The sequence below is a fragment of the Paraburkholderia sp. J76 genome, from assembly GCF_905220295.1.
Classification (GTDB): domain Bacteria; phylum Pseudomonadota; class Gammaproteobacteria; order Burkholderiales; family Burkholderiaceae; genus Paraburkholderia.
In genome coordinates, this window is record NZ_CAJMZJ010000007.1 from 329,569 (window position 1) to 351,328 (window position 21,760).

General features: G+C 66.1%; 19 protein-coding genes. 11 read left to right on the top strand and 8 right to left on the bottom strand.

Annotation, left to right across the window (positions count from 1 at the left end; genetic code table 11):
• Positions 1 to 128 precede the first annotated feature (128 nt).
• Genes U5768_RS16440 through mdcH form a run of 8 tightly spaced genes read left to right on the top strand, consistent with a single transcriptional unit; the run spans position 129 to position 7,165 of the window.
• Positions 129 to 920, top strand: a complete 792-nt coding sequence (locus U5768_RS16440; RefSeq protein WP_322031464.1) for a GntR family transcriptional regulator — start codon at positions 129 to 131, stop codon at positions 918 to 920.
• Positions 904 to 2,577, top strand: a complete 1,674-nt coding sequence (gene mdcA / locus U5768_RS16445; RefSeq protein WP_322031465.1) for a malonate decarboxylase subunit alpha — start codon at positions 904 to 906, stop codon at positions 2,575 to 2,577. Before U5768_RS16440 ends, mdcA begins: the two co-directional genes overlap by 17 nt.
• Positions 2,578 to 2,583: 6 nt before the next feature.
• Positions 2,584 to 3,552, top strand: coding sequence for a triphosphoribosyl-dephospho-CoA synthase (locus U5768_RS16450; RefSeq protein WP_322031466.1), 969 nt, complete (start codon positions 2,584 to 2,586; stop codon positions 3,550 to 3,552).
• A complete protein-coding gene (locus U5768_RS16455; RefSeq protein ID WP_322031467.1) occupies positions 3,540 to 3,851 on the top strand; it encodes a malonate decarboxylase subunit delta in 312 nt (103 codons plus the stop codon). Before U5768_RS16450 ends, U5768_RS16455 begins: the two co-directional genes overlap by 13 nt.
• Positions 3,848 to 4,729, top strand: a complete 882-nt coding sequence (locus U5768_RS16460; protein WP_322031468.1) for a biotin-independent malonate decarboxylase subunit beta — start codon at positions 3,848 to 3,850, stop codon at positions 4,727 to 4,729. Before U5768_RS16455 ends, U5768_RS16460 begins: the two co-directional genes overlap by 4 nt.
• Entirely contained in the window at positions 4,726 to 5,541 is an 816-nt protein-coding gene (gene mdcE / locus U5768_RS16465) for a biotin-independent malonate decarboxylase subunit gamma (protein WP_322031469.1), read from the top strand. The genes U5768_RS16460 and mdcE overlap by 4 nt, the downstream gene beginning before the upstream one ends.
• Complete coding sequence (locus U5768_RS16470; RefSeq protein WP_322031470.1) at positions 5,541 to 6,230, top strand: malonate decarboxylase holo-ACP synthase; 690 nt, start codon at positions 5,541 to 5,543, stop codon at positions 6,228 to 6,230. Before mdcE ends, U5768_RS16470 begins: the two co-directional genes overlap by 1 nt.
• Complete coding sequence (mdcH, locus tag U5768_RS16475) at positions 6,227 to 7,165, top strand: malonate decarboxylase subunit epsilon (protein WP_322031471.1); 939 nt, start codon at positions 6,227 to 6,229, stop codon at positions 7,163 to 7,165. The genes U5768_RS16470 and mdcH overlap by 4 nt, the downstream gene beginning before the upstream one ends.
• Positions 7,166 to 7,256: 91 nt before the next feature.
• On the opposite strand, the gene U5768_RS16480 is transcribed toward mdcH, so the two are convergent.
• The gene (locus U5768_RS16480; RefSeq protein ID WP_322031472.1) at positions 7,257 to 7,853 is read right to left on the bottom strand and encodes an alpha-ketoglutarate-dependent dioxygenase AlkB family protein; all 597 of its coding nucleotides are present in this window, start codon (positions 7,851 to 7,853) and stop codon (positions 7,257 to 7,259) included.
• Positions 7,854 to 7,884: 31 nt separating this feature from the next.
• Complete coding sequence (locus U5768_RS16485) at positions 7,885 to 8,220, bottom strand: hypothetical protein (RefSeq protein ID WP_322031473.1); 336 nt, start codon at positions 8,218 to 8,220, stop codon at positions 7,885 to 7,887.
• 501 nt (positions 8,221 to 8,721) lie between these two features.
• On the opposite strand from U5768_RS16485, the gene U5768_RS16490 reads away from it, so the two are divergent.
• Together U5768_RS16490 and U5768_RS16495 are read left to right on the top strand one after the other, a co-directional pair.
• A complete protein-coding gene (locus U5768_RS16490) occupies positions 8,722 to 9,879 on the top strand; it encodes a metallophosphoesterase (RefSeq protein ID WP_322031495.1) in 1,158 nt (385 codons plus the stop codon).
• Positions 9,880 to 9,984: 105 nt separating this feature from the next.
• Complete coding sequence (locus tag U5768_RS16495) at positions 9,985 to 11,076, top strand: AI-2E family transporter (RefSeq protein WP_322031474.1); 1,092 nt, start codon at positions 9,985 to 9,987, stop codon at positions 11,074 to 11,076.
• 21 nt (positions 11,077 to 11,097) lie between these two features.
• On the opposite strand, the gene U5768_RS16500 is transcribed toward U5768_RS16495, so the two are convergent.
• From U5768_RS16500 to U5768_RS16525, 6 genes are all read right to left on the bottom strand, one after another.
• A complete protein-coding gene (locus tag U5768_RS16500; RefSeq protein WP_322031475.1) occupies positions 11,098 to 12,537 on the bottom strand; it encodes a heavy metal sensor histidine kinase in 1,440 nt (479 codons plus the stop codon).
• Complete coding sequence (locus U5768_RS16505) at positions 12,534 to 13,223, bottom strand: heavy metal response regulator transcription factor (RefSeq protein ID WP_042265081.1); 690 nt, start codon at positions 13,221 to 13,223, stop codon at positions 12,534 to 12,536. The genes U5768_RS16500 and U5768_RS16505 overlap by 4 nt, the downstream gene beginning before the upstream one ends.
• Positions 13,224 to 13,358: 135 nt before the next feature.
• Positions 13,359 to 14,828 carry an efflux transporter outer membrane subunit gene (locus tag U5768_RS16510; RefSeq protein WP_322031496.1) on the bottom strand — a complete coding sequence of 490 codons (1,470 nt, stop codon included), beginning with the start codon at positions 14,826 to 14,828 and terminating at the stop codon, positions 13,359 to 13,361.
• A gap of 53 nt (positions 14,829 to 14,881) precedes the next feature.
• The gene (locus U5768_RS16515; RefSeq protein WP_322031476.1) at positions 14,882 to 16,129 is read right to left on the bottom strand and encodes an efflux RND transporter periplasmic adaptor subunit; all 1,248 of its coding nucleotides are present in this window, start codon (positions 16,127 to 16,129) and stop codon (positions 14,882 to 14,884) included.
• Between the two features lie 19 nt (positions 16,130 to 16,148).
• The gene (locus tag U5768_RS16520; RefSeq protein ID WP_322031477.1) at positions 16,149 to 19,358 is read right to left on the bottom strand and encodes an efflux RND transporter permease subunit; all 3,210 of its coding nucleotides are present in this window, start codon (positions 19,356 to 19,358) and stop codon (positions 16,149 to 16,151) included.
• A 287-nt stretch (positions 19,359 to 19,645) separates the two neighbouring features.
• Positions 19,646 to 20,692 carry a LysR family transcriptional regulator gene (locus tag U5768_RS16525; protein WP_322031478.1) on the bottom strand — a complete coding sequence of 349 codons (1,047 nt, stop codon included), beginning with the start codon at positions 20,690 to 20,692 and terminating at the stop codon, positions 19,646 to 19,648.
• Between the two features lie 219 nt (positions 20,693 to 20,911).
• On the opposite strand from U5768_RS16525, the gene U5768_RS16530 reads away from it, so the two are divergent.
• Positions 20,912 to 21,619 (top strand): MgtC/SapB family protein, encoded by a 708-nt coding sequence (locus U5768_RS16530; protein WP_322031479.1) that lies wholly within the window; start codon positions 20,912 to 20,914, stop codon positions 21,617 to 21,619.
• The last annotated feature ends 141 nt before the right edge of the window (positions 21,620 to 21,760 follow it).

Here is a 21,760-nt window from a genome sequence, read left to right on the forward strand (position 1 = left end):
GCCGGCCCTCTTCAGGAACTCCCTGTAAGCCCCCGTTCTTCTTACCCGTCTATAGTGAATCTGGTGTTGCTGTGTTGCGGGTTTTCGAGGCTTTCGCCTTGGTCGTTTTATATATAATATTTGATCTTATGAGCGACGCAACGAATGGTTTTCCCCTGGAAGGCGCTGCCGCACCCCGCACCAGCACCTCGCGCATGATCGCCGACGCCTTGCGCAGCGCGATCGTCGAGGGCAAGCTCGCGCCCAATGCGCCGCTGCGGCAGGACGCGATCGCGCGGCACTTCTCGGTCAGCGCCATCCCTGTGCGCGAGGCGCTGCGTCAGCTTGCGAGCGAAGGCTGGGCGAAGATCGAGGTCAACAAGGGCGCGAGCGTGGCGCCGCTTTCCGCCGCCGAAGCGCGCGAGATCTACGAAATCCGCTCCGCGCTCGAAAGCCTCGCACTCGGCCTCGCCATTCCGAACCACACGAGCGCCACGCTGCGCGAAGTGACCGCGCTGGCCGCCGCCGCGAAACGCGAACGCGATCCGTCGCTCTACGTCGCGCGCAACGAGGCCTTTCACATGAGCCTCTACGCCCCCGCCGGGCGTCCGCAGTTGATGGAGATGCTCACCGCGCTCCATCGGCGCGGCGAACGTTATCTGCGTCTGAAATTCGGCTTTCCCGAATACAAGGGCGAATCCGATAGTGAGCACGCCGAAATTGTCGCCGCCGTGAAGCGCGGCGACGTGCCCACCGCGCAAAAGCTCGTGGCCGAACACCTGCTCGGCACGGGCGAACTCATCTACCGTTTCCTGACCGAGCGCGCCGCGCTGCCCGCGGTAGCGCCCCCAGCGCCGGCTTCGGTGCAAACCGCCGCCGCAAAGCCGCGCGCCGCCTCTTCCCGCTCACGGAGCCGAACTGCCGATGAAGCCTCAAGCTGATACGCCAACCTCGCCTGACCTCGCGCCGCGCTCGTGGACCACGCGCCGCGACGAAAAGGCTCGCCGCCTCGCCGCCGTTTCGGGCTGGCTCGAAGACGGCGTGCTGCCCGCCTCGCGCATGACCGATGCGCTCGAATTGCTGATCCGCCCAGGCGACCGCGTCGCGCTCGAAGGCGACAACCAGAAGCAGGCCGACTTCCTCTCGCGCTCATTGGCCAAGGCCGATCCGGCGAAGGTCAACAACGTCCATCTGCTGATTTCGAGCATCAGCCGCCCCGAGCACCTCGCGCTGTTCGAGCGCGGCATTGCGCACCGGGTGGACTTCGCATTCGCGGGGCCGCAGAGCCTGCGCGTCGCGCAGTTGCTCGAAGACGGCCAGCTCGAAGTAGGCGCGATTCATACGTATGTCGAGTTGTATGCGCGCATGTTCGTGGACCTGATTCCTCAGGTCGCACTGCTGTGCGCCGAAAAGGCCGACCGGCACGGCAATCTCTACACCGGCCCGAACACGGAAGACACGCCGACCATCGCCGAAGCCGCCGCGTTCAGCCAGGGCATCGTGATCGTTCAGGTTAACGAAATAGTCGACGAATTGCCGCGCGTGGACATTCCGGGCTCGTGGGTCGACGTGGTCGTGCAAGCCGACCGGCCGTTCGCGGTCGAACCGCTCTTTACGCGCGATCCGCGCCACATCGGCGACTTGCAGGTGCTTACCGCGATGATGGTCATCAAGGGCATTTACGCGCCCTATGGCATCGCCGCGCTCAATCACGGTATTGGCTTCGACACCGCGGCAATCGAATTGCTGCTGCCCACTTACGGCGAATCGCTCGGCCTCAAGGGCAAGATTTGCCGCAACTGGACGCTCAATCCGCACCCCACGCTGATTCCCGCCATCGAATCGGGCTGGGTGGAAAGCGTGCATTGCTTCGGCAGCGAAGTGGGCATGGAAGCGTATATCGCCGCGCGGCCCGACGTGTTCTTCACCGGCAGCGACGGCAGCCTGCGCTCGAACCGCGTGCTGTGCCAGCTCGCGGGCCAATATGCCGTGGATCTCTTCATCGGCTCGACGCTGCAGATCGATGCGGACGCGAATTCGTCCACCGTCACGCGCGGCCGGCTCGCGGGCTTTGGCGGCGCGCCGAACATGGGCCACGATCCGCGCGGGCGGCGCCATGCGAGCGAAGCGTGGCTCAAGCTGCTCAAGGACAACGGTCCTGTTTCGCGCGGCCACAAGCTCGTGGTGCAACTCGCGGAAACCTGGAAGAAAGGCGGCGAGCCGACTTTCGTCGACGAACTCGACGCCATCGCCGTGGGCCAGAAAAGCGGCATGCCCGTCGCGCCCGTGATGATCTACGGCGACGACGTGAGCCACGTCGTGACCGAAGAGGGCATTGCGCACCTGCATCGCGCAGAGGGCATCGACGAACGCCGCGCCGCGCTCGCGGCCGTCGCGGGCGTGACGCCTATCGGCCTGCGCGCGCAGCAGCAGAAAACCGACGAACTGCGCCGCCGCGGCATCGTGCAGTTCCCCGAGGATCTCGGCATCCGGCGCGGCGATGCCAAGCGTTCGCTGCTCGCGGCGCGCAGCATCGACGATCTGGTGACGTGGTCGGGCGGCCTTTATACGCCGCCCGCTCGTTTCCGTAGCTGGTAAGCGCGCATGCGTACGCTTCCCTTTACGACGCTCGCCGAGGGCTCGGCGGGTCCTGCGCGGCGCGTTGCCTACGCATGCGATTCGGGAGCGCGTTGCCCCGAGGCGCAGCTCGCACCGCAGCTCGCGCGCTTCGCCCGAGATGCGCTGATCGAAGAGGCACGCCTCACACCCAAGCCCGCGCTCGTGGACGCGCGCGGTAGTGGCGCGCACAACGATCTCGATCTCGCGACGATGCTGCGCTCGGCCCACGCGCTCGAACCCACGTTCGAAGCGCTCGCGCGTGCTTCGCGCGGCGCCGCGCCCGGCACGGCGCTGCGCACCGATCTCGCCCGCATCGGCCGTGCGGGCGAAGCCGCGATGATGCGCGCGACGCAAGGCAGCAATGCGCATCGCGGCGCAATCTGGATCGTGGGCCTGCTCGTGGCGGGCGCGGCGATCGTGCATACGCCCGGCGGCGACGACGGCGCTTACGCCCACATGGCGCACATCTGCGAAACGGCTGCGCAGATCGCGCGCTACGACGACCTGCTCGCGCAACCCGCTCAAAGCAACGGCGAGCGCGTGCGGCAGCGCTACAACGTGGGCGGCGCGCGCGGCGAGGCGCAAGAGGGCTTTCCACACGTCGTGCGCGTGGGACTGCGCGCGCTGCACGCCGCGCGCGCGCAAGGCCACGACGAAGCCCATGCGCGCGTGGACGCCCTCCTCGCCATCATGGCCTCGCTCGACGACACCTGCGTGCTGCATCGCGCGGGCCTCGCCGGACGCGAGGCCGCGCAAGCGGGCGCGCAACGCGTGCGCGACGCGGGCGGCGTCGCCACGCAAGCGGGCCGCGCCGCATTCGACGCACTCGAGCGCGCGTTGCTCGCACTCAACGCATCGCCGGGTGGCGCGGCCGATCTGCTCGCCGCGACGCTCTTCATCGACAGACTGGTTCAGCACCGCATGGGCGGGAGGACGGTTTTATGGAACAACTGACATTCGACTACCCGGCGCAACGCGCCGTGACAGCGCGCGCCCACGTGGGCGTGGTGGGCTCGGGCGATCTCGAAGTGCTGCTGGAGCCCGCCAGCGGCATGCAGGCGCGCGTGGTCGTGCATACGAGCGTGGACGGCTACGGCCACATCTGGAAGAGCGTGCTCGACCGCTTCTTTGCGCGCTACGACGGCGCGGCGCTCATCGAGATCAACGACTTCGGCGCGACGCCCGGCGTGGTGGCGCTGCGCCTCGCCGAGGCCGTCGAGGCCGGGCAGGGAACGGAGGGCGCGCAGTCATGAGCACCACGAATCAATTGGCGCCGGGCGCTCTGCTGCGCGAAAGCTTCATCGAGTTGAGCGCACGCGAACGCGCGACTGCGGTGCTGGACGCGGGCACGTTCCGCGAACTGCTCGGGCCGTTCGACCGTATCGAATCGCCGTGGCTGCCGTTGCAGGGCATCGTCTGCCAGGCCGACGACGGCGCCGTGATCGCGCGCGGCGCCATCGACGGTCAGCCCGCCGTCGTGGCCGCCATCGAATCGGCGTTCCAGGGCGGCAGTATCGGCGAGGTGTCGGGCAGCAAGATCGCGGCCGCACTAGAACTCGCGCTCGCCGACTGCGAGCGCGGCAAGATCGTGCGGCCCGTCATCCTGTTCGAAACTGGCGGCGTGCGCCTGCAGGAGGCGAATCTCGGGCTCGCGGTGATTGCGGAGATCCAGTCGGCCATCGTCGCGTTGCGCGCTCATGTGCCCGTGGTTGGCGTGATCGCGGGCATGGTGGGCTGTTTTGGCGGTATGTCGCTCGCGGCGGCGCTGTGTTCGAGGCTCGTGATGACGAAGCAGGGGCGCCTCGGCATGAATGGCCCGGAGGTGATCGAGCAGGAAGCGGGCATCGAGGAACTCGATTCGAGCGACCGCCGCCAGGTGTGGCAATTGATCGGCGGCGAGCAGCGCGCGCGCACCGGTTTCGCCGATGCGCTCGTCGAAGACGCCGTGGACGACGTGCGCGCCGCCGTGCGTGCGGCGTTCGCTCAAGGCGCGCCGCGCACGCCGCGATCGGCGGACGTGGACGGCACGCTCGAGAAGCTCGCGCGGATCGATCCCGCCAGCGTCACGCCCGAAACGATGCGTGCGGTGTTCGCCGCTTCGCCCCTGAACCTGAGCGGAGAAAACGCATGAACGACACGACGACGAGCCGCGGCACGCGCTGGCTGCGCGCCCTCGCGGGCGAGAAAACGCAGGGCGCGTGTGTGCAGTACGCCGATGCGCCCCTCGACGGCGCGACCGCGCGCTTCATCACCGTTGCGCCGGATCCCACGAATCGCTTTCCCCGCGCGCGCGACAACGTGGTGGGCCTCGAACAAGGCTGGCAGCTCGCGAAGGCCGTGCGCGAAGCGATCGACGAAGACACCGCGAGCGGCACGCGCCGCCCCATCGTCGCGATTGTCGATGTGAAAAGCCAGGCCTACGGCTATCGCGAGGAGATGCTTGGCATTCACCTCGCGTGCGCCTCGGCCGTGGACGCCTACGCGAGCGCGCGCCTGGCGGGGCATCCCGTGGTCGCCCTGATCGTCGGGCCTGCGATGTCGGGTGCCTTTCTCGCGCATGGCTATCAGGCCAACCGCATCGTCGCGCTCGATGCGCCCGGCACGATGGTTCACGCCATGGGCAAGGAAGCGGCGGCGCGCGTCACGCGGCGCAGCGTCGAGGACCTCGACGCGCTTGGCGAAAAGATCGTGCCGATGTCGTATTCGATGGCTTCGTTCGCGAAGCTCGGTCTGCTCGACGAGTTGATCGAAGGCATCGACGCGGACGCGCCCAGCGACGCGCAGATCGCACGCGTACGCGAAGTCCTTGCGCAGAAGGTGCGCGAAGCGCGCAACGACAAGCGCGGCCTCGCGCATCGTCTGCAAGGCGAGTCGGCGCAGCGGACGCGCGCGGCGTCGATCGAAGTGCGCAAGCGCCTCGCGCAACAGTGGGACGCTAGCTGATGCGCGTGTGCGCCGCCCCGCCGTTTGCCGTCGACGCGCCGCGCGTGGACGACGCGCGCTGGCGCGCGCACGATCTGCTTCGCGTTGCGCCTCTCGCACTTTCTTTGGCGCCTTCCGGTGACGAGCCGGATTGGGTACGCGACGCGCTTGCTCGTGCGCCATGGGTGGTCGTGCGGCGCACGTGCGCGGCGGCGGGCTTCGTGGCGGTAGGCGTGCGCGGCAGCGTACGTTCGGAGCGCTTCGGCACGTGGCTCAATACTGAGGATATCGAATCATCTACGAGCCCGGAGGATCTTCCCGGCGTCGATCCATTGCCAGCGCGCCGCGCACTACCCGCGTTCATCGCGCTCGCTGCGCTGCGCACGAGCGCCTCGCCGCTGGGTGACTACGTTTGGGGACCCACGGGCAGCGCGGGCTTCGAACTTGCCGCGGGCGTGCCCACGCTCACGGCGTCGAGCGATCTCGACATCCTGATTCGCGTGCCCCGGCGCATTTCGCGCGCAGCCATCGATTCGCTGGCGCAATCGCTCGCGCAAGCCGCCAGCCGCGCCGGCACACGCATCGACGCGCAACTCGAAACGCCCGCGGGCGGCGTCGCGCTCGCCGAACTCGCGGCTCACAAGCCGCGCGTGATGGCGCGCGCGTTTAGCGGCGCACAACTCGTCGCCGACCCCTGGCGCACGCCATGACGCTCGCCCTGCTCTTTCCTGGCCAGGGCGCGCAAAGCACTGGCTTTCTCCACAGGCTGCCGCAGCACGACGCCGTGCGGACGACGCTCGATGAGGCCTCGACGGCACTCGGCTTCGACGTCCTCACGCTCGATAGCGACGACGCCTTGCACTCCACGGTCGCGGTTCAGGTTGGCCTCACGGTCGCGGGCGTAGCCGTGGCGCGCGCACTGGCGCAGGAAAGCCTCGTGCCGCAGTTCAGTGCGGGGCTTTCCGTAGGCGCGTATGCGGCGGCGGTAAGCTGCGAGGCCCTGGCGTTCGGCGACGCGCTGCGCATGGTGCGCAAACGCGCCGAGCTGATGGAAAGTGCGTGGCCCTCGGGCTATGGGCTCACAGCAATCGCGGGGTTGAGCGAGACCCAGGTGGAAGCGCTCGCAACCGCGTATGCGCGTGAGGATGGCAAACAGGTGTACGTGGCGAACGTCAACGCGCCGCGCCAGATCGTCGTGGCCGGCGCGGATTCCGCGCTCGAAGCCTTCGCGGCCCGTGCGCTCGCCGCCGGTGCGCGCAAGGCGCAACGGCTCGCCGTAGCAGTTCCTTCGCATTGCGAACTATTGGCCGACGCCGCCAATACGCTCACCGAGTGGGCGCGCGAGATACCCTTTCGTATGCCGCGCGGCGTCTATATCGACAATCGCGGCGGCCGGCCGCTTTACAACGCCGACGCCATCCGCGCCGATCTCGCCACCAACATGCGCTACACGGTGCGCTGGTACGACGCGCTCACGGTCATGATCGAGTCGGGTGCGAGCGTGCTGGTCGAAGCGCCGCCCGGCCAGGTGCTCACGGATATCGCGCGCGAACAGTGCCCCGACGTGGCGGCGGTCGCGGGCTCGGGTTTGTCGTTGAACAGTCTCGTCGCCATCGTGCGGCGCCGGCTTGGCGAGGACGCCTGAACCCCGTGCCGACGCCGGAATATGGCGTTTATGCGCATAAATTTTTATTCGCTTTTTAGCATTTAGCGCGCATTCACCGCAAACTTGCTGCCTATTTCCGCAAACCCGGCGTTATCACGCGAAACGTCAAATTCACGCGCTCCTCGCTCACGGCGGGCTCCTTCGGCACGCGGTGCCGCCATTGCGCCTGTGTGTTGCCTTGCATCACGAGCAAACTCCCGCTCGTCAGCCGGAAAGAGCGCACCACGCCCGTCGCGTTGTGACGCAAATCGAAGCGCCGCGTCGCGCCAAGGCTCAGCGAAGCAATTACAGGCTCTGGGCCGAGTTCGGGTTCGTGGTCCGCATGCCAGCCCATGCTATCGGTGCCCATGCGGTAACGGTTGAGCAACACGCTGTTAAAGCGCACGCCGCATAGCGCCGAGACGGCCTCGCGCAGTTCGGCGACCTGACGCGTCCACGGCTGGGGAATGTTTCGGATGCCTGAATAAACGTATACCGCGCCTTCGTCGCCCTGCCATGCCGTGAGGCGCGGCTGGTCCACCCAGCCGCCGGGCGTGCGGATGCGTTCCTGGCGCCAGTCGGCTTCGGCGACGATGCGCGCAAGCGCCTGGGCGGCGGCGTCGGGCGCGAGCCACGACGGATGCCAGGCCACGTCGGGGGCCGGCGTATCGTCGAAAAGATCGAACATCAATCGTATTCAGTTGAGCGGTAAAAACGAATCAGGTAAGCAGTGCAACGTAGAACACGACCGCGCCGATGAGCGCCCCGACGAAGCAGAAGCCCTCGGGGGGCTCGTCGGTGGTGCGGGAACGCAGCCAGGCGCCCACCACGCCGAACATGCCCGCAATACCGAGCGCGACGAACACCATCACCACGTCGAATAGCGCGCTGCGGCCAATGTCCAGAATATCGATGCGTTTGACCGCGATATACAGCGCGACGGCCATGATCGAGAGCACCACCATCGGCAGCATGACATGGCTGCCCTCGTGCCCTACGTGACGACCGTGCAGACCCTCATGCACCCCGTGTGCGACCGGCCGGATACCTTTCATGATCCGTCTCCCCCAAGCGCCCGAAACCGCGCGGACCTCGTTTCGAGCATAGTCCATCGGAGGGGCCGATTCAATGGACGTTTAATAGCCCGCGCCCGGCCCCCACGAGGACATCGTGCGACGACAGCGACCATGCTGACAATCCAGGGAAAAGCCAGGGGAAAGCCGGGAAAATGCCGCACCGCCACACACCTGCGCGGATAAAGCACGAGGACCATGCATACACGCGTGCATGTATGTTGAGGCGCTATCGATAAGTGAGCGGAGAGGCGCGTCATTGCGCATTGCAGCATGGCGCACTTCGGCCCCGCTGCCTCAGGGCACGAAGTCTGCTACGCCATTAGAATGCAACGCAGTTGCCTGCGCTGTCCCGTCCGCCGGTTTTTGATCGGCCTCTGCGATCTGGCTTTGCTGCGATGCGCCGTAACCGGCAACGGAGTTGGCAAATCAACCGCGGTAATGCCAATCCACGCCGGTCCGCTCTCCTCCGTTAGCGCCGCCATGCCTCGACTCTCGTTTCTGGTTCGTTTCATCGCCATCGGCGTGCTGTTGCATGCCTATGTCGGCTTTCGCCTGATTCCGGACCTGCCCGTACCCCCCGCCGGCAAATGGCTCGCCGTGCTGTGGCTCGTGCTCTCGGTGCTGTTCATCCCGCCGGGCATGCTTGCGCGGCGCTTCAAGCGTCAGCCGCTCGGCGACCGCCTCGCCTGGATCGGCATGCTCGCCATGGGCTTTTTCTCGTCGCTGCTCATGCTGACGATCGCGCGCGACATCGTGCTCGCCTCGGCCATGACCGTCGAGGCGCTATGGCCCAGCGCCATCGATCTCGCCGGCTGGCGCACCGTGAGCGCCGCCGCGGTCATCGTGCTGGCGTTCCTTTCCTCCGGGTTCGGCTTCTTCAACGCGCGGCGGCGCGCGCGCGTGCGCAACGTCGAAGTGCCGATTCGCGGCCTGCCCGCCGCGCTCGACGGCTTCACCATCGTGCAGTTGAGCGACATTCACGTCGGGCCGACGATCAAGCACGGTTACGTCGATGCCATCGTGCGCGCCGTGAACCAGCTCGAAGCCGACGTGGTCGCCATTACGGGCGACGTGGTGGACGGCAGCGTCGCGCATCTCGCCGAGCACACGGCGCCGCTCGGCAAGCTCCACGCGCAGCACGGCGTGTATGTCGTGACCGGCAATCACGAGTACTACTCGGGCGCCGACGCCTGGATTGCCGAATTTCGCCGCATCGGCCTCACGGTGCTGATGAATCAGCACGTGGTGATCGAGCATGGCGGCGCGCGGCTCGTGCTGGCCGGCGTGACCGACTACACGGGCGGCCAGTTCGATCCCGCGCACCGCAGCGACCCCGCTGCGGCACTGCGCGACGCGCCCGACGACGTCAACACGCGCGTGCTGCTGGCGCACCAGCCGCGCACCGCCCACGCTGCCGCCGACGCAGGCTTCACGCTGCAACTCTCCGGCCACACGCACGGCGGCCAGATCTTCCCGTGGAATTTCCTCGTCCGGCTCCAGCAGCCGTTCACGGCGGGCCTCGAAAAGCTCGGCGGACTATGGGTGTACACGAGCCGCGGCACGGGCTACTGGGGCCCGCCCAAGCGCCTTGGCGCGCCTTCGGAAATCACGCGCGTACGGCTCGTGGGCGCACAGTGACCCGGCGGGCGCGCCGTGCCCGACGGCCCGCGCGCCGCCTTGCCGGTATCATCGGACGATGCCGCCGTTCGTCCGCCTGGCAGTTCTAACCGGAATTCATCGCACATGGAAGGCAACAAACACCTTCACCAGACCTCGTTCTATTTGCTCCTGTTCGCGGTTTCCGTCGCGCTGTGCTTCATCCTCGCGCCGTTCTTCAGCACGGTGCTCTGGGGCGCCATTCTCGCGTTGATCTTTCAGCCCGTGCAGCGCCGGCTCGTCGCGCGGCTTGGGCGGCGCCACACTCTCGCGGCGCTCATCACGCTCACGCTGTGTCTCGTCATCGTGATCTTTCCGCTCACGCTCGTGACGGCCACGCTGGTGCAGCAGGTTGCCTCGGCGTATCAGCAGGTGCGCAGCGGCAGCCTCGACTTCGGTACGTACTTCACGCAGATCGTTCACGCCATGCCCGAGTCGATCCAGAATTTGCTCGCGCGCTACGACCTCATGGATTTGCCGGGACTGCAGCAGCGTCTTTCGGCAGGCGCCGCCGAGATCAGCCAGTTCGTCGCCACGCGCGCGCTCTCGGTCGGGCAAAACACGCTGCAATTTCTTGTGAGCTTCGGCGTGATGCTTTATCTGTTCTTCTTCCTCGTGCGCGACGGCCGCGAAATTTCGCGCCTCGTACGCGACGCCATTCCGCTCGACGAGCAGCACAAGCTCCATCTCATCCGCAAGTTCACCACGGTGATTCGCGCGACGGTGAAGGGCAACGTGGCGGTGGCGGTCGTGCAGGGCGTGCTGGGCGGCATCGCGCTGTGGGTGCTCGGCATTCAGGGCGCGCTGCTGTGGGGCTTCGTGATGATGCTGCTCTCGCTGTTGCCCGCCGTGGGCGCCGCGCTCGTGTGGGGGCCCGTTGCGATCTATTTCCTCTCGACGGGCGCGGTGGCGAAGGGAGTCGGGCTCATCTTCTTCGGCTCCGTGGTGATCGGCACCGTGGACAACGTGCTGCGCCCCGTGCTCGTGGGCAAGGACACGCGCCTGCCCGACTGGGTCGTGCTGATCTCGACGCTCGGCGGCATTTCGCTCATCGGCATCAACGGCTTCGTGATCGGGCCGCTCATCGCCGCGCTGTTCATTAGTTGCTGGGACTTGCTGCGCAGGGACCAGCACAACGTCGAAAACGAGAGCGCGCCCGTGGAAGACGAGCCCGTGTAAAGACTGTGTTACGAGGCCGCGTTACGGCGAAACGTGCAGCGGCACACCGGCGCGGCCCTGGTGCGAAATATCGGCAACGGGCGCTTCGGGCGCGTCGACACCGTCCACCGCCACCGAAAATCCGAACGTGTTGACGCCGTCCGCGCTGCGCACGAACACCGTGCCGCCGTGCATTTCCGCCACGGCCTTGACGATCGAAAGCCCGAGCCCGTGATTCTCATGGCTGTTCGAGCGCGCTTCCTGAATGCGGTAGAAGCGGTCGAAGATATGCTCGCGCACCACGGGGTCGAGCGGCTCGCCGGGATTCGAAACGGCGATCTCGACGTGCCCGTTCTGCGGCGCGACGGTCGCGCGCAGCGTCGTGCCCGGCTGCGAATGCTGGATCGCGTTGACGAACAGGTTGCTCACGGCGCGGCCGATCAGCGACGTGTTCACCCACGCGCGCGCATCGCCCTGCACTTCCACGCGCAGTTGCGCCTCTTCGAGCGGCATCTCCAGAAAATCGAGCATGCGTTCGATCTCCGAGCGCAACGATACTTCCGTGAGGTCGGTCGCGCGTTCGCCGCGATCGCTGCGCGAGAGGAACAGCATGTCGTTCACGATCACGCGCAATCGTTCGAATTCCTCAAGATTCGATTGCAGCGTCTGCTGCAACTGCTCGACGGACCGGTCTCGCGTGAGCGCCACCTGGGTCTGCCCGATCAGGATGCTCACCGGCGTGCGCAACTCGTGCGCCACATCCGCGTTGAACGATTCGAGGCGCTCGTAGGCTTTGTCGAGACGCTCCAGCGCGCCATTGAACGACGTGGCGAGTTCGTGCAGTTCCTCGGGCAGTTCGTCCGCATGCAGACGCTGGCGCCGGTTCGACGGGCTCAACTGCGCGGCCTCGCGCGAAAGACGCGTAAGCGGCGCGAGTCCGAACCGTGTGACTGCGCGGCTCAGCAATGCGACCGCGATTGTGGAGAGCGCGATCAGCACGCCGAGCGCGATGCCAAAGCGCCGCAGCATGCCTTCGGTGCGCACGCAGTCGCTGCCGACCACGAGTTTCACCTGGGGCCGGTCGCCGCTCGCGGGCACGATGAAGGTCGTCGTGATGATGTCGTAGCTGCAATCCGGCGGGCGCATCAGCACGTGGTTCGGGCCCACGTTACCCGTGATCTTGCCGACGATGGGCGTGCCGAAGCGAAAGCGCGGATCGGGACCTTCGACGTAGTAGTGCATGCGGCTGTCGGCGGGCGAAAGGTCGCGCAGCTTTTCCTGCACGAAGGCCCACTTCTGCACGTCCGGTGCGTGCGAAACGATCAGGCTCGCAATGCGCGCGCGCGTGTCGAGCGTTTCGCGCAGTTCGTTGAAGAGCTGGCGCTGCATCAGGAAGAAAAGGCCCGCGCCCGTGAGCGTGAACACGATGAGCGACACCGCCGCGAACATCGCCGAAAGCCGCAGCGAGATCGAGCGTTTCATGACGTCTGGCCTCCTTCCTCGCGCACTTCGAGCACGTAGCCCATGCCGCGTATGGTGTGCAGCAGTTTCGCCGCATGCGGGCCGTCGAGCTTGGCGCGCAGCCGCTTGATCGCCGTTTCCACCACATTCGCATTGCTTTCGAAGTTCACGTCCCACACCAGTTCGGTGATGAGCGTTTTCGAGAGAATCTCGCCGCGCCGCCGCGCGAGCACGGAGAGCAACTGGAATTCCTTCGCGGTGAGGTCGAGCCGCACGCCGTCGCGCGTCGCGCGGCGGCTGATGAGATCGACCTGAAGATCGCCCACGGAAATCAGCGTGGACTCCTGCGTGCGTGCGCGCCGCGTGAGCGCGCGCAGCCGCTCGACGAGTTCGAGGAACGAGAACGGCTTCGTAAGATAGTCGTCGGCGCCGTCGCGCAAGCCGTGCACGCGGTCGTCCACGCGGTCGCGCGCCGTCAGCATGATGACCGGCGTGTCCTTCTTCGTGCGCACGGCGCGCAGCACGCCGAAGCCGTCGAGCTTCGGCAGCATGACGTCGAGCACGATCACGTCGAAGTCGTACTCCGTGGCCATCCACGCCCCTTCCTCGCCGTCCATGGCGACGTCCACGACCCAGCCCTGTTCCGTGAGTCCGCTGCGCAAGTAGTCCACGACCTTGCGTTCGTCTTCGATAACCAACACTTTCATGCCCGCCCTCCTCTTCGCGCTACCTCGCGGTTACGGCCGGTGCGGCTCGTGACCGCCCGCCGTTGCGCGCTTTTATATACCCTGGTGCCGGGCTCGCTCAAGCCCTGTCATATGCCCTTAGCCTCTGCCAACCGCTTATCCGCTTCTGCCCTCGGCCTTCGGCACCTCGCGGCACGTGCCCGCGCTGCATGCCATCTCGCGGTCGCCGGCGCTCCAGCCGCCGCCCAGCGCCTTCGCGAGAAACACCACCGTGGCGACCTGCTGGCCGTGGATCTGCACTTCCTGGCGCTCGCTCGCGAGTAACTGCTGCTCCGCGTTAAGCACGTCGATGAACGCCACGAGGCCGCCCTGGTAGCGGTCGCTGGCGAGTTCGAAGGACTTGCGTGCGTCGTCCACGGCCGCCTGGCCGGCGGTCGATGCGCGGTCCAGCACCGAAAGGCCCGTTACCGCATTTTGCACCTCCTGAAACGCCGTGAGCACAGTCTGACGATACGAAGCCTGCGCCGACTCGTAGCCGGCCTGCGCGAAGTCCACACCCGCCGCGCGTTTGCCGCCGTCGAGCAGCAACTCGCTGGCCGTCGCGCCCACCGACCACATGAGACTCGGCACGGAGAACAGGCCCGCAAAGCGCGTCGATTCCCAGCCGAACGTGGGCGAAAGCGTGATGTCCGGAAAGTACGCGGAGCGCGCGACGCCGATCTGCGCATTGGCCGCGGCCATCGCGCGCTCGGCCGAAGCTACATCGGGCCGCCGCTGCAGCAACTCGCTCGGCAGGCCCGTGGGCAGCGCCGGCACCGGCAGCGGCGTGACCTTCTGCGCAATCGTGAAGTCGGGCGCCGGTTTGCCGACCAGCACTGCAATGGCGTTCTGCTCCTGCTGGCGCTGGTTTTCGAGCAGATGCACCTGGGTTTGCGTCGCGGCAAGCTGGGCTCGTTGCTGCAGCAGTTCGAGACCGGACACCGCGCCGAGATCGTGCTGCGCCGTCACGAAATCGAGCGCCTTTTGCTGCAACTGCGCCGAGCGGTTCACCACGTCGATCTCGTTGTCGAGTTCGCGCAGGGCGAAATAATCGGTGGCGAGTTCGGCGGTGAGCACGAGGCGAGCGTTGGCGAGGTCGTCGCCGGCCTGCTGCGTCGACGCCTGCGCCGACTCCACGATGCGCCGGATGCGCCCGAACAGGTCCAGCTCGTAGCTCACGGTCGCGCCAACGGTGACCTGGTTCTGCACGGTCGATGTGTTGGGCATCGCATAGTTCGTGAGCGGCCGGTTCGCGGAAATGCGCTCGCGCGCGAGGCCCGTATCAAGGCCGACCTCCGGGCTTTGCTGCGACGACACCGAAGCGAGCGTGGCGCGGGCCTGCGCGTAGTGCGCGGCGGCCACGCGCAGCGTCTGGTTGTCGGCCAGCGCCGCGGTTTCCAGAGCGTCGAGTTCGCCGTTGTCGAGCGCCTTCCACCATTGCGGATCGAGCGGCGCATGCGCAGGCTGCGCGGCGTGCCAGTACGAATCGGCGGAATCGATGCGCCATGCCGTCGGGCTTTGCGTTTGCGGCGCGCGATAGTCGGGGCCCACGGTGCAGGCCGCGAGACCGAACGCACCGAGCGCCATCCCATACACAAGCGGCCGTTGCAGCGTGTTTTGCCGCGCTTTTTGCCTCTTCGTCACGTCGCGCTCCGCCTCGCGGCTTCGTGCGCCGCTTCGGTCTTGTTCGGCGCGACCACGACGACGTTGTCGCCATCCGCGATCGAATCGCTCGGGTTGAGCACGACGCGATCGGTCGGCTCCAGCCCGCGGCTGATTTCGAGCGTCTGCCCAAGGTCCTGCGCGATTTCCACGGGCTTGAGCTTGATCTTGCCATCTGCGTCGACGACCGCGAGACGCGGGCCTTCCGCGCGGAACAGCAGCGTATTGCCCGGCACCGTGAGCAGACCCTTGGCATCGGTCTGCAAGGCGGCCTGCACGTAAGCGCCGGGCAGCAGCTTGCCGTCGTGATTGGGCAGCGTGATTTCGGCCTCCAGCGTGCGCGTGGCGACGTTGATGGCCTGCGCCGTGCGCGTGACGGTGCCGTCGAACGTCGCGCCCGGCAGTTCCTGCTCGGTCACGCTCACGTGCTGGCCCACCGCAACCTGCTGCGCGTAGGTCTGCGGCACGTCGAGGTAGAGGCGCAGCGGGTCGGACTGCGCGATCGAAAAGAGCGCGTGCCCCGCGCCGCCGTTGCCAGCATTCACGAGATCGCCGATATCGACGTTGCGCTGCGTGATGATGCCGGTGATCGGCGCGACGATGCGCTGGAACGACTTCATCTCCATGAGGCGGCGCACGTTCGCGTTGGCGGCGGCGAGATTCGCCTGGTCCGTGTTGAAGGCGCCCTGGCGGTCGTCGAGTTCCTGCTGCGAGACGGCATCGCGCTGGCGCAATTGCTGCGCGCGATCGAACGAGGTCTTCGCGAGCGCGAGCGTCGAGGCGGCCTGGTCGCGCTGCGCCTGCGCCTGGGCGAGTTCCTGGTCGATCTCGGGCGTGTCGATCTCCGCAAGCAACTGGCCTTGCTGCACGTGCGCGCCGATGTCGGCGTACCAGCGCCGCACGTAGCCGTTCGCGCGCGAGTAGATCGGCGCTTCGACATAGCCGCGCAGCGTCCCCGGCAGCACGATGCGGCCGTCCGCGCCCGCGGCCACCGGTTGCACGACGCTCACGTACTGCTTCGCGTTCTGCTTCGTGACATCGGCGAGATGGTGGGCGTTCATGAGGTTCGAGACGATCGTGCGCGTGGCGCCCGCAGCGAGCAGCAACGCGACCACGATCAGCGCGAAGCGCGCGCGCTTGCCCGCCTGGCCGCGCGCCGGCAGGTCCATGCCCTGCTCGCCGCCCACGGTGATGTCGAGAGAGGAATGGTGGTGAGGGTCGTTCATGTCTTCGGCCAGTTTTGACTTAACGGGTGTCGCCACGCGCACCTCGGCGCTGCGCCTCGCGCTCGCGTTTCGCGGCGGCGCGGTGGGCGAGCCGCGTATGCACGGTCGCAAACATCAGGGGTACGAACAATAGCGTGGAGACGGTCGCGAACAGCAAGCCGCCGATCACCGCGCGCCCGAGCGGCGCATTCTGCTCCGCGCCTTCGCCGAGGCCGAGCGCCATCGGCACCATGCCGATCATCATGGCGAACGCCGTCATCAGCACGGGGCGTATGCGGGTGGCGCCCGCTTCGAGCGCCGCGGCGAGCGGCGTGGCGCCTGCTGAGAGACGCTGGCGCGCGAACGAGACCACGAGAATGCTGTTCGCGGTGGCCACGCCCACGGTCATGATCGCGCCCGTGAGCGCGGGCACGCTGAGGTGCGTGCCGGTGATGAACAGCATCCACGCGATGCCCGCGAGCGCGGCGGGCAGCGCGCTGATGATGATGAGCGGGTCGGCCCACGACTGGAAGTTCACGACGATCAGCAGATACACGAGCACCACGGCCATCGCGATGCCAACGCCGAGGCCCACGTACGAGGACCGCATCGTGCCGATCTGGCCGCGCATGGTGATGGTCGTGCCGCGTGGCGCGTGCGCCTGCACGTGCCGGATGATGTCGTTGATGTTGACGCCCACGGAGCCGAGATCGCTGCCCTCCACGCTCACGAGCAGGTCGATCACGGGGCGGATATTGTAGTGCGTGATGATGGCGGGCCCGTCGTGCGGCCTGAGCTGCACGAGATTGCTCACCAGTTGCAACGGTGCATCGGTGTTCGTGCTGCGTGCGGAGACGGGGGTGCCCATCAATTCGTTCATCGAAGTTTCGCGGTACTGCGGCGTTTGCACGGTAAGCGGATACTCCACGCCGTTTTGCGGACTCACCCAGAACGCGGGCGACGTCTGCGTGCTGCCCGAGAGCGCGATCAACACGTCCTGCGCCACGTTCTGCGGACTGAGCTTCAACTGCTGCATGCGCGAGCGGTCCATCGCGAACGTGAGCGCGGGTTCGTCGTTGCGCTGCTCGATGTGGGCATCGACGGCGCCCGGCAGTTGGCGCACCTGCTTGAGCAACGTGCTTGCCAGCGCCATGTCCTGATTCAGGTTCGCGCCCACCACCTGCACGTCGATTGCCGCCGGCTGACCGAAATTGAGAATCTGCGTGATGATGTCCGCGGGCTGAAAGAAGAATTCGACGCCCGGAAAACGTTGCGGAAGCAACGTCCGAAGCTTGTCGATGTAGACGCGCGAGGGGTCGTGATCGGGCTTCAGCGCGATCTGGATTTCGCCGTCGAGCGTGCCCATCGTCCCCGCATTGCTGTACGAGAGATTGATGCCGCTATAGGGCAGCCCGAGGTTGTCGACGATCGTTTCGAGTTGATCGGGCGGCACGACTTCACGAACCACCTGCTCCACCTGGTCGGCGAGGCGCGCTGTTTCCTCGATGCGAAAGCCCGTTGGCGCGCGCATGTGCAAGCGGATATTGCCCGCATCGACCGAAGGAAAGAAGTCGCGGCCGAGGAAGAACACGAGGACGAGCGACAGCAGGCAAAACGCGAGGAACGCGCCGCCGAAGAATTTACGGCGCGAAAGCAGCAGGCTCAACAGCGCGATGTAGTTGGCGCGCACGCGCTCGAACCCATGATTGAAGCGCCAGTGGATGCGCGAGAAGAGCGAGCCTTGCGCGCGCTGCGCATGCGCGGTGGGATCGTGGCCCTCGAAGAGCAGCATGGCGAGCGTCGGCACCAGCGTACGCGAAAGAATGTACGACGCGATCATCGCGAACACCACCGCTTCCGCGAGCGGCACGAACAGAAAGCGCGCCACGCCCGTGAGAAAGAACATCGGCACGAACACGATGCAGATGCACAGCGTCGACACGAGCGCGGGCACCGCGATTTCGCCCGCGCCTTCCAGAATGCCGTCGTGCAGTTTCGCGCCCAGATGCAGGTGGCGCTCGATGTTTTCGATCGTGACCGTTGCGTCGTCAACCAGAATGCCGACCGCGAGCGCGAGGCCGCCGAGCGTCATGATGTTGATGGTCTCGCCAAGCGCGTAGAGCGCGATGATCGACGAGAGAATCGACAACGGAATCGACACGGCGATGATGAGCGTGCTGCGCCAGTTGCCGAGGAAGAGCAGGATCATCGCCGCCGTAAGCGCGGCCGCGATGAGCGCTTCGCGCACCACGCCCTGCACGGCGGCGGAAACGAATACGGACTGGTCGAAGAGCGGCTTGACGACGAGATCGGCGGGCAGCGTTTCGCGCGCCTTCGGCAGCAGGCCCTTGAGCGCGCCCACCACCTGCAGCGTCGAAGCGTCGCCGGTCTTCAGGATCGACATGAGCACGCCGCGCTGGCCGTCCTGGCGCACGACGTTGGTCTGCGGCGTGAAGCCGTCGCGCACGTGCGCCACCTCGCCGAGATAGGTGGTCGCGCCGTTCACCGTCTGCACGGGAATACGATTGAGGCCCGCGATGGTATCTGGCGATGCATTGGTGTCCACACGATATTCGGTTTGCCCGAGCTTGGCGGTGCCCGTCGGCAAAATGAGGTTCTGCGCGTTGACCGCGTTGACGATATCGGCGGGCGTAAGACCCTTCGATATCAGCGCGCGCGTGTCGAGATCCACGGAAATCACGCGCGTCTTGCCGCCATACGGGTAAGGCACCTGCGCGCCGGGAATCGTGATGAGTTGCGGGCGCAGGAAATTCATCGCGACGTCGGCGAGCGCCTGCTCGCTCATCGACTTGCTGGAAAGTCCGAGCTGGATCACGGGAATGCTCGAGGCCGAATAGCTGATGACGAGCGGCGGCGTGGCGCCCGGCGGCATCTGCTTCACCTGCGCCTGCTCGGAAGCCACGGCCTGCGCGATGGCCGTTTGCAGGCTCGCGCCAGGCTGCAAAAAGAGCTTGATGATGGCGATGCCCGGCAGCGATTGCGACTCGATGTGCTCGATGTTGCTCACCGTGGTCGTGAGGCTGCGCTCGTTGACCGAGGTGATGCGATCGGCCATATCTTTCGCGGAAAAGCCCGTGTACGACCAGATGATGCTGATGACCGGAATGTTGATGTTCGGCAGCACGTCCGTGGCCATCGACATGAGCACGAAAGGCGTGGCCAGCAGGATCAGGATGGCCATCACGATGAACGTGTACGGTCGCTTCAGCGCGAGATTGACAATCCACATGTCGGTGTTTCGAACAACTCAGGCGAGGGGTTGGGACGAGGACGCATTCATCCAGCGGGTGCCGCATCATAGGCAATGGCGGTGGCCGGTTGCTGGCGCCAATATGGCGAAATTGACAGGCAATGCGCGAGGCGCGCGAAAGCGTACGGGAACGCAGAGGGATCGCCGCTGCAGCGTCGCGAAGCGCATTGAAACGCCCGCGAAACGAATGACACGCTTCGCGCTTCGCGGGCTTTTCTTTAACTGCTTCAGTTCACTGCTTCAGTTCACTGCATTAGTTCACTGGTTCAGTTCACGAGGCGCAGTCGCTCCAGGTCCTGCGTGGTGTGAGCGCGGCTACGGCCGTTGCGCGCATGCGTTCCGCGCGGCCCCGTGTGCGCCTCCAGTTCGCGAAGCGGCGGCTCGTCACAGGTGGCGAGCGCGGCCTCCTGCTCGGCAAGCACGAGCGGTACTTTCTCACGCAGGAACTCGACGAAGGTGCGGATCTTCGCATCCAGATAGCGGCGTGACGCGTACAGCGCATAGATGTTGAGCTTCTGCAGCGTATGCGTGGGCAGCACGCGCACCAGCGTGCCGTCGGCAAGACCGGGCAGCGCCACCGGCACCGGCAGCGGGCCGATGCCCATGCCTTCGCGGATGGCGAGAGCGAGCGCTTCGGGGTTGTTCACCTGGAACGGCGTCACGCCCGTATGCCGGAAGGTTTCGCCGAGCGGCCCTTCGGAAACCCACTGGCCCGCGGGCAGGCTCGCATCGGTCAGATGCAGGCAGGTATGCGCCTCGAGATCGTCGAACGACTCGGGTTCGCCGCGCATGCGCAAATATTCCGGCGACGCGCAGAGAATGGCCGCCGTGCTGCCCAGATGCTGCGAGATCAGCGCGGAGTCCTCAAGTTCGGCGGCCACCACGACCGCCACGTCGAAGCCCTCCTCGATGATGTCGGGCATCTGCTGGGAGATGGTGAGATCGACAGAAACCTCCGGCAAATGCTGCTGATAGCGCGCGATGAGCGGCATCACATAGTGCTGTCCGAAACTCGTGCCGCCATACACGCGCAGCTTGCCCGCGGGATTCGCGTGTGCCGCGGCGGCTTCGGCCTCGGCCTGCTCGATGTCCGCAAGAATGCGCTTGCAGCTCTGCAAGTAGCGCTCGCCCGCTTCGGTCAGCGACATGCGCCGCGTGGTGCGGTTCAGAAGTCGCGTGCGCAGCCGCGACTCCAGATCGGTGACCGCGCGCGAGACCTGCGCGGTTGTCATCGTTTCGCTCGCCGCAGCGCGCGTGAAGCTGCCGGACTCCACCACTCGCACGAAGACCCGCATATTGCGCAGCGTATCCATCAGAAACTCCCGTTCATTCGGCCAGCCTTCCCATCTCCATACGAATGAAACTAGTTTCGCCCACAAGCCGTGGCCTGATCCTGACTCGAACATGACAGCGCGGACAGCTTGGCGCAAATCCCCGTCCCGCGTATGATCCACGAGCCTCCCGATGTCCCCGCCACGCCTTGCGCGAGAGCCGCCTGGCGTGCGGCTGGCTTGCGCTTTCATGACAAAACGATGACTCTCGAATTCGCCCTGCGCCTTCTCGCGGCGTTCGCCTGCGGCGTCGCCATCGGCCTCGAACGCCAGATTCGCCAACGCACGGCGGGTCTGCGCACCATCACGCTCGTAGCAAGCGGCGCGTGTCTGTTCGTCACGCTCGGCGTGCTGACCGGCAATGGCTCAACGGGCGTGACGCAGATCGCGGCCTATGTCGTCTCTGGCGTGGGCTTTCTGGGCGGCGGCGTCATCATGCGCGAGAAGGGCTCGATTCAGGGCATCAATACGGCGGCGACGTTATGGTGCGCCGCGGCCGTGGGCGTGCTGTGCGGCGCGGGGCACTACGGCCCGGCCGTTGCCGGCACCGTCGTCGTGCTGCTCACCAATACCGTGCTGCGCGAGGTGAGCCGCATCATCAACGCATCGCCCATTTCGAATGCGGATCTCGTGCGCGCTTACGTGCTTACCGTGGTGTGCCGCGAAGACGACGAAGTGCACATCCGCACGTTGCTTTCGAATTCTTTGTACTCCACGCCGCTTTCATTTCAAAGCCTGACAAGCGAGGATCTGGCCGGCGATCCGCCACGCCTGCGCGTGACGGCAACGATGCGTCTGCATCCGAAATACCAGTCGAAGCTCGAACTCATGGCGAGCCGCCTGAGCATGGAAAAAGGCGTCTCCAGCGTGAGCTGGACCGCCGCCGAACCCGAAATCGCGCCTGAGTGAGCCTTGCAATTGAAGAACGGCTCGCATTCCTTACGAATACATTTCTAATTCGTTGCGTTTTTTAATATTATCGGCAGCGGTGTTCAAGAACTGTTAATTCTGGCCGCGTTTCGTGGACGCCTATTCGCCCTTGGACTAAGC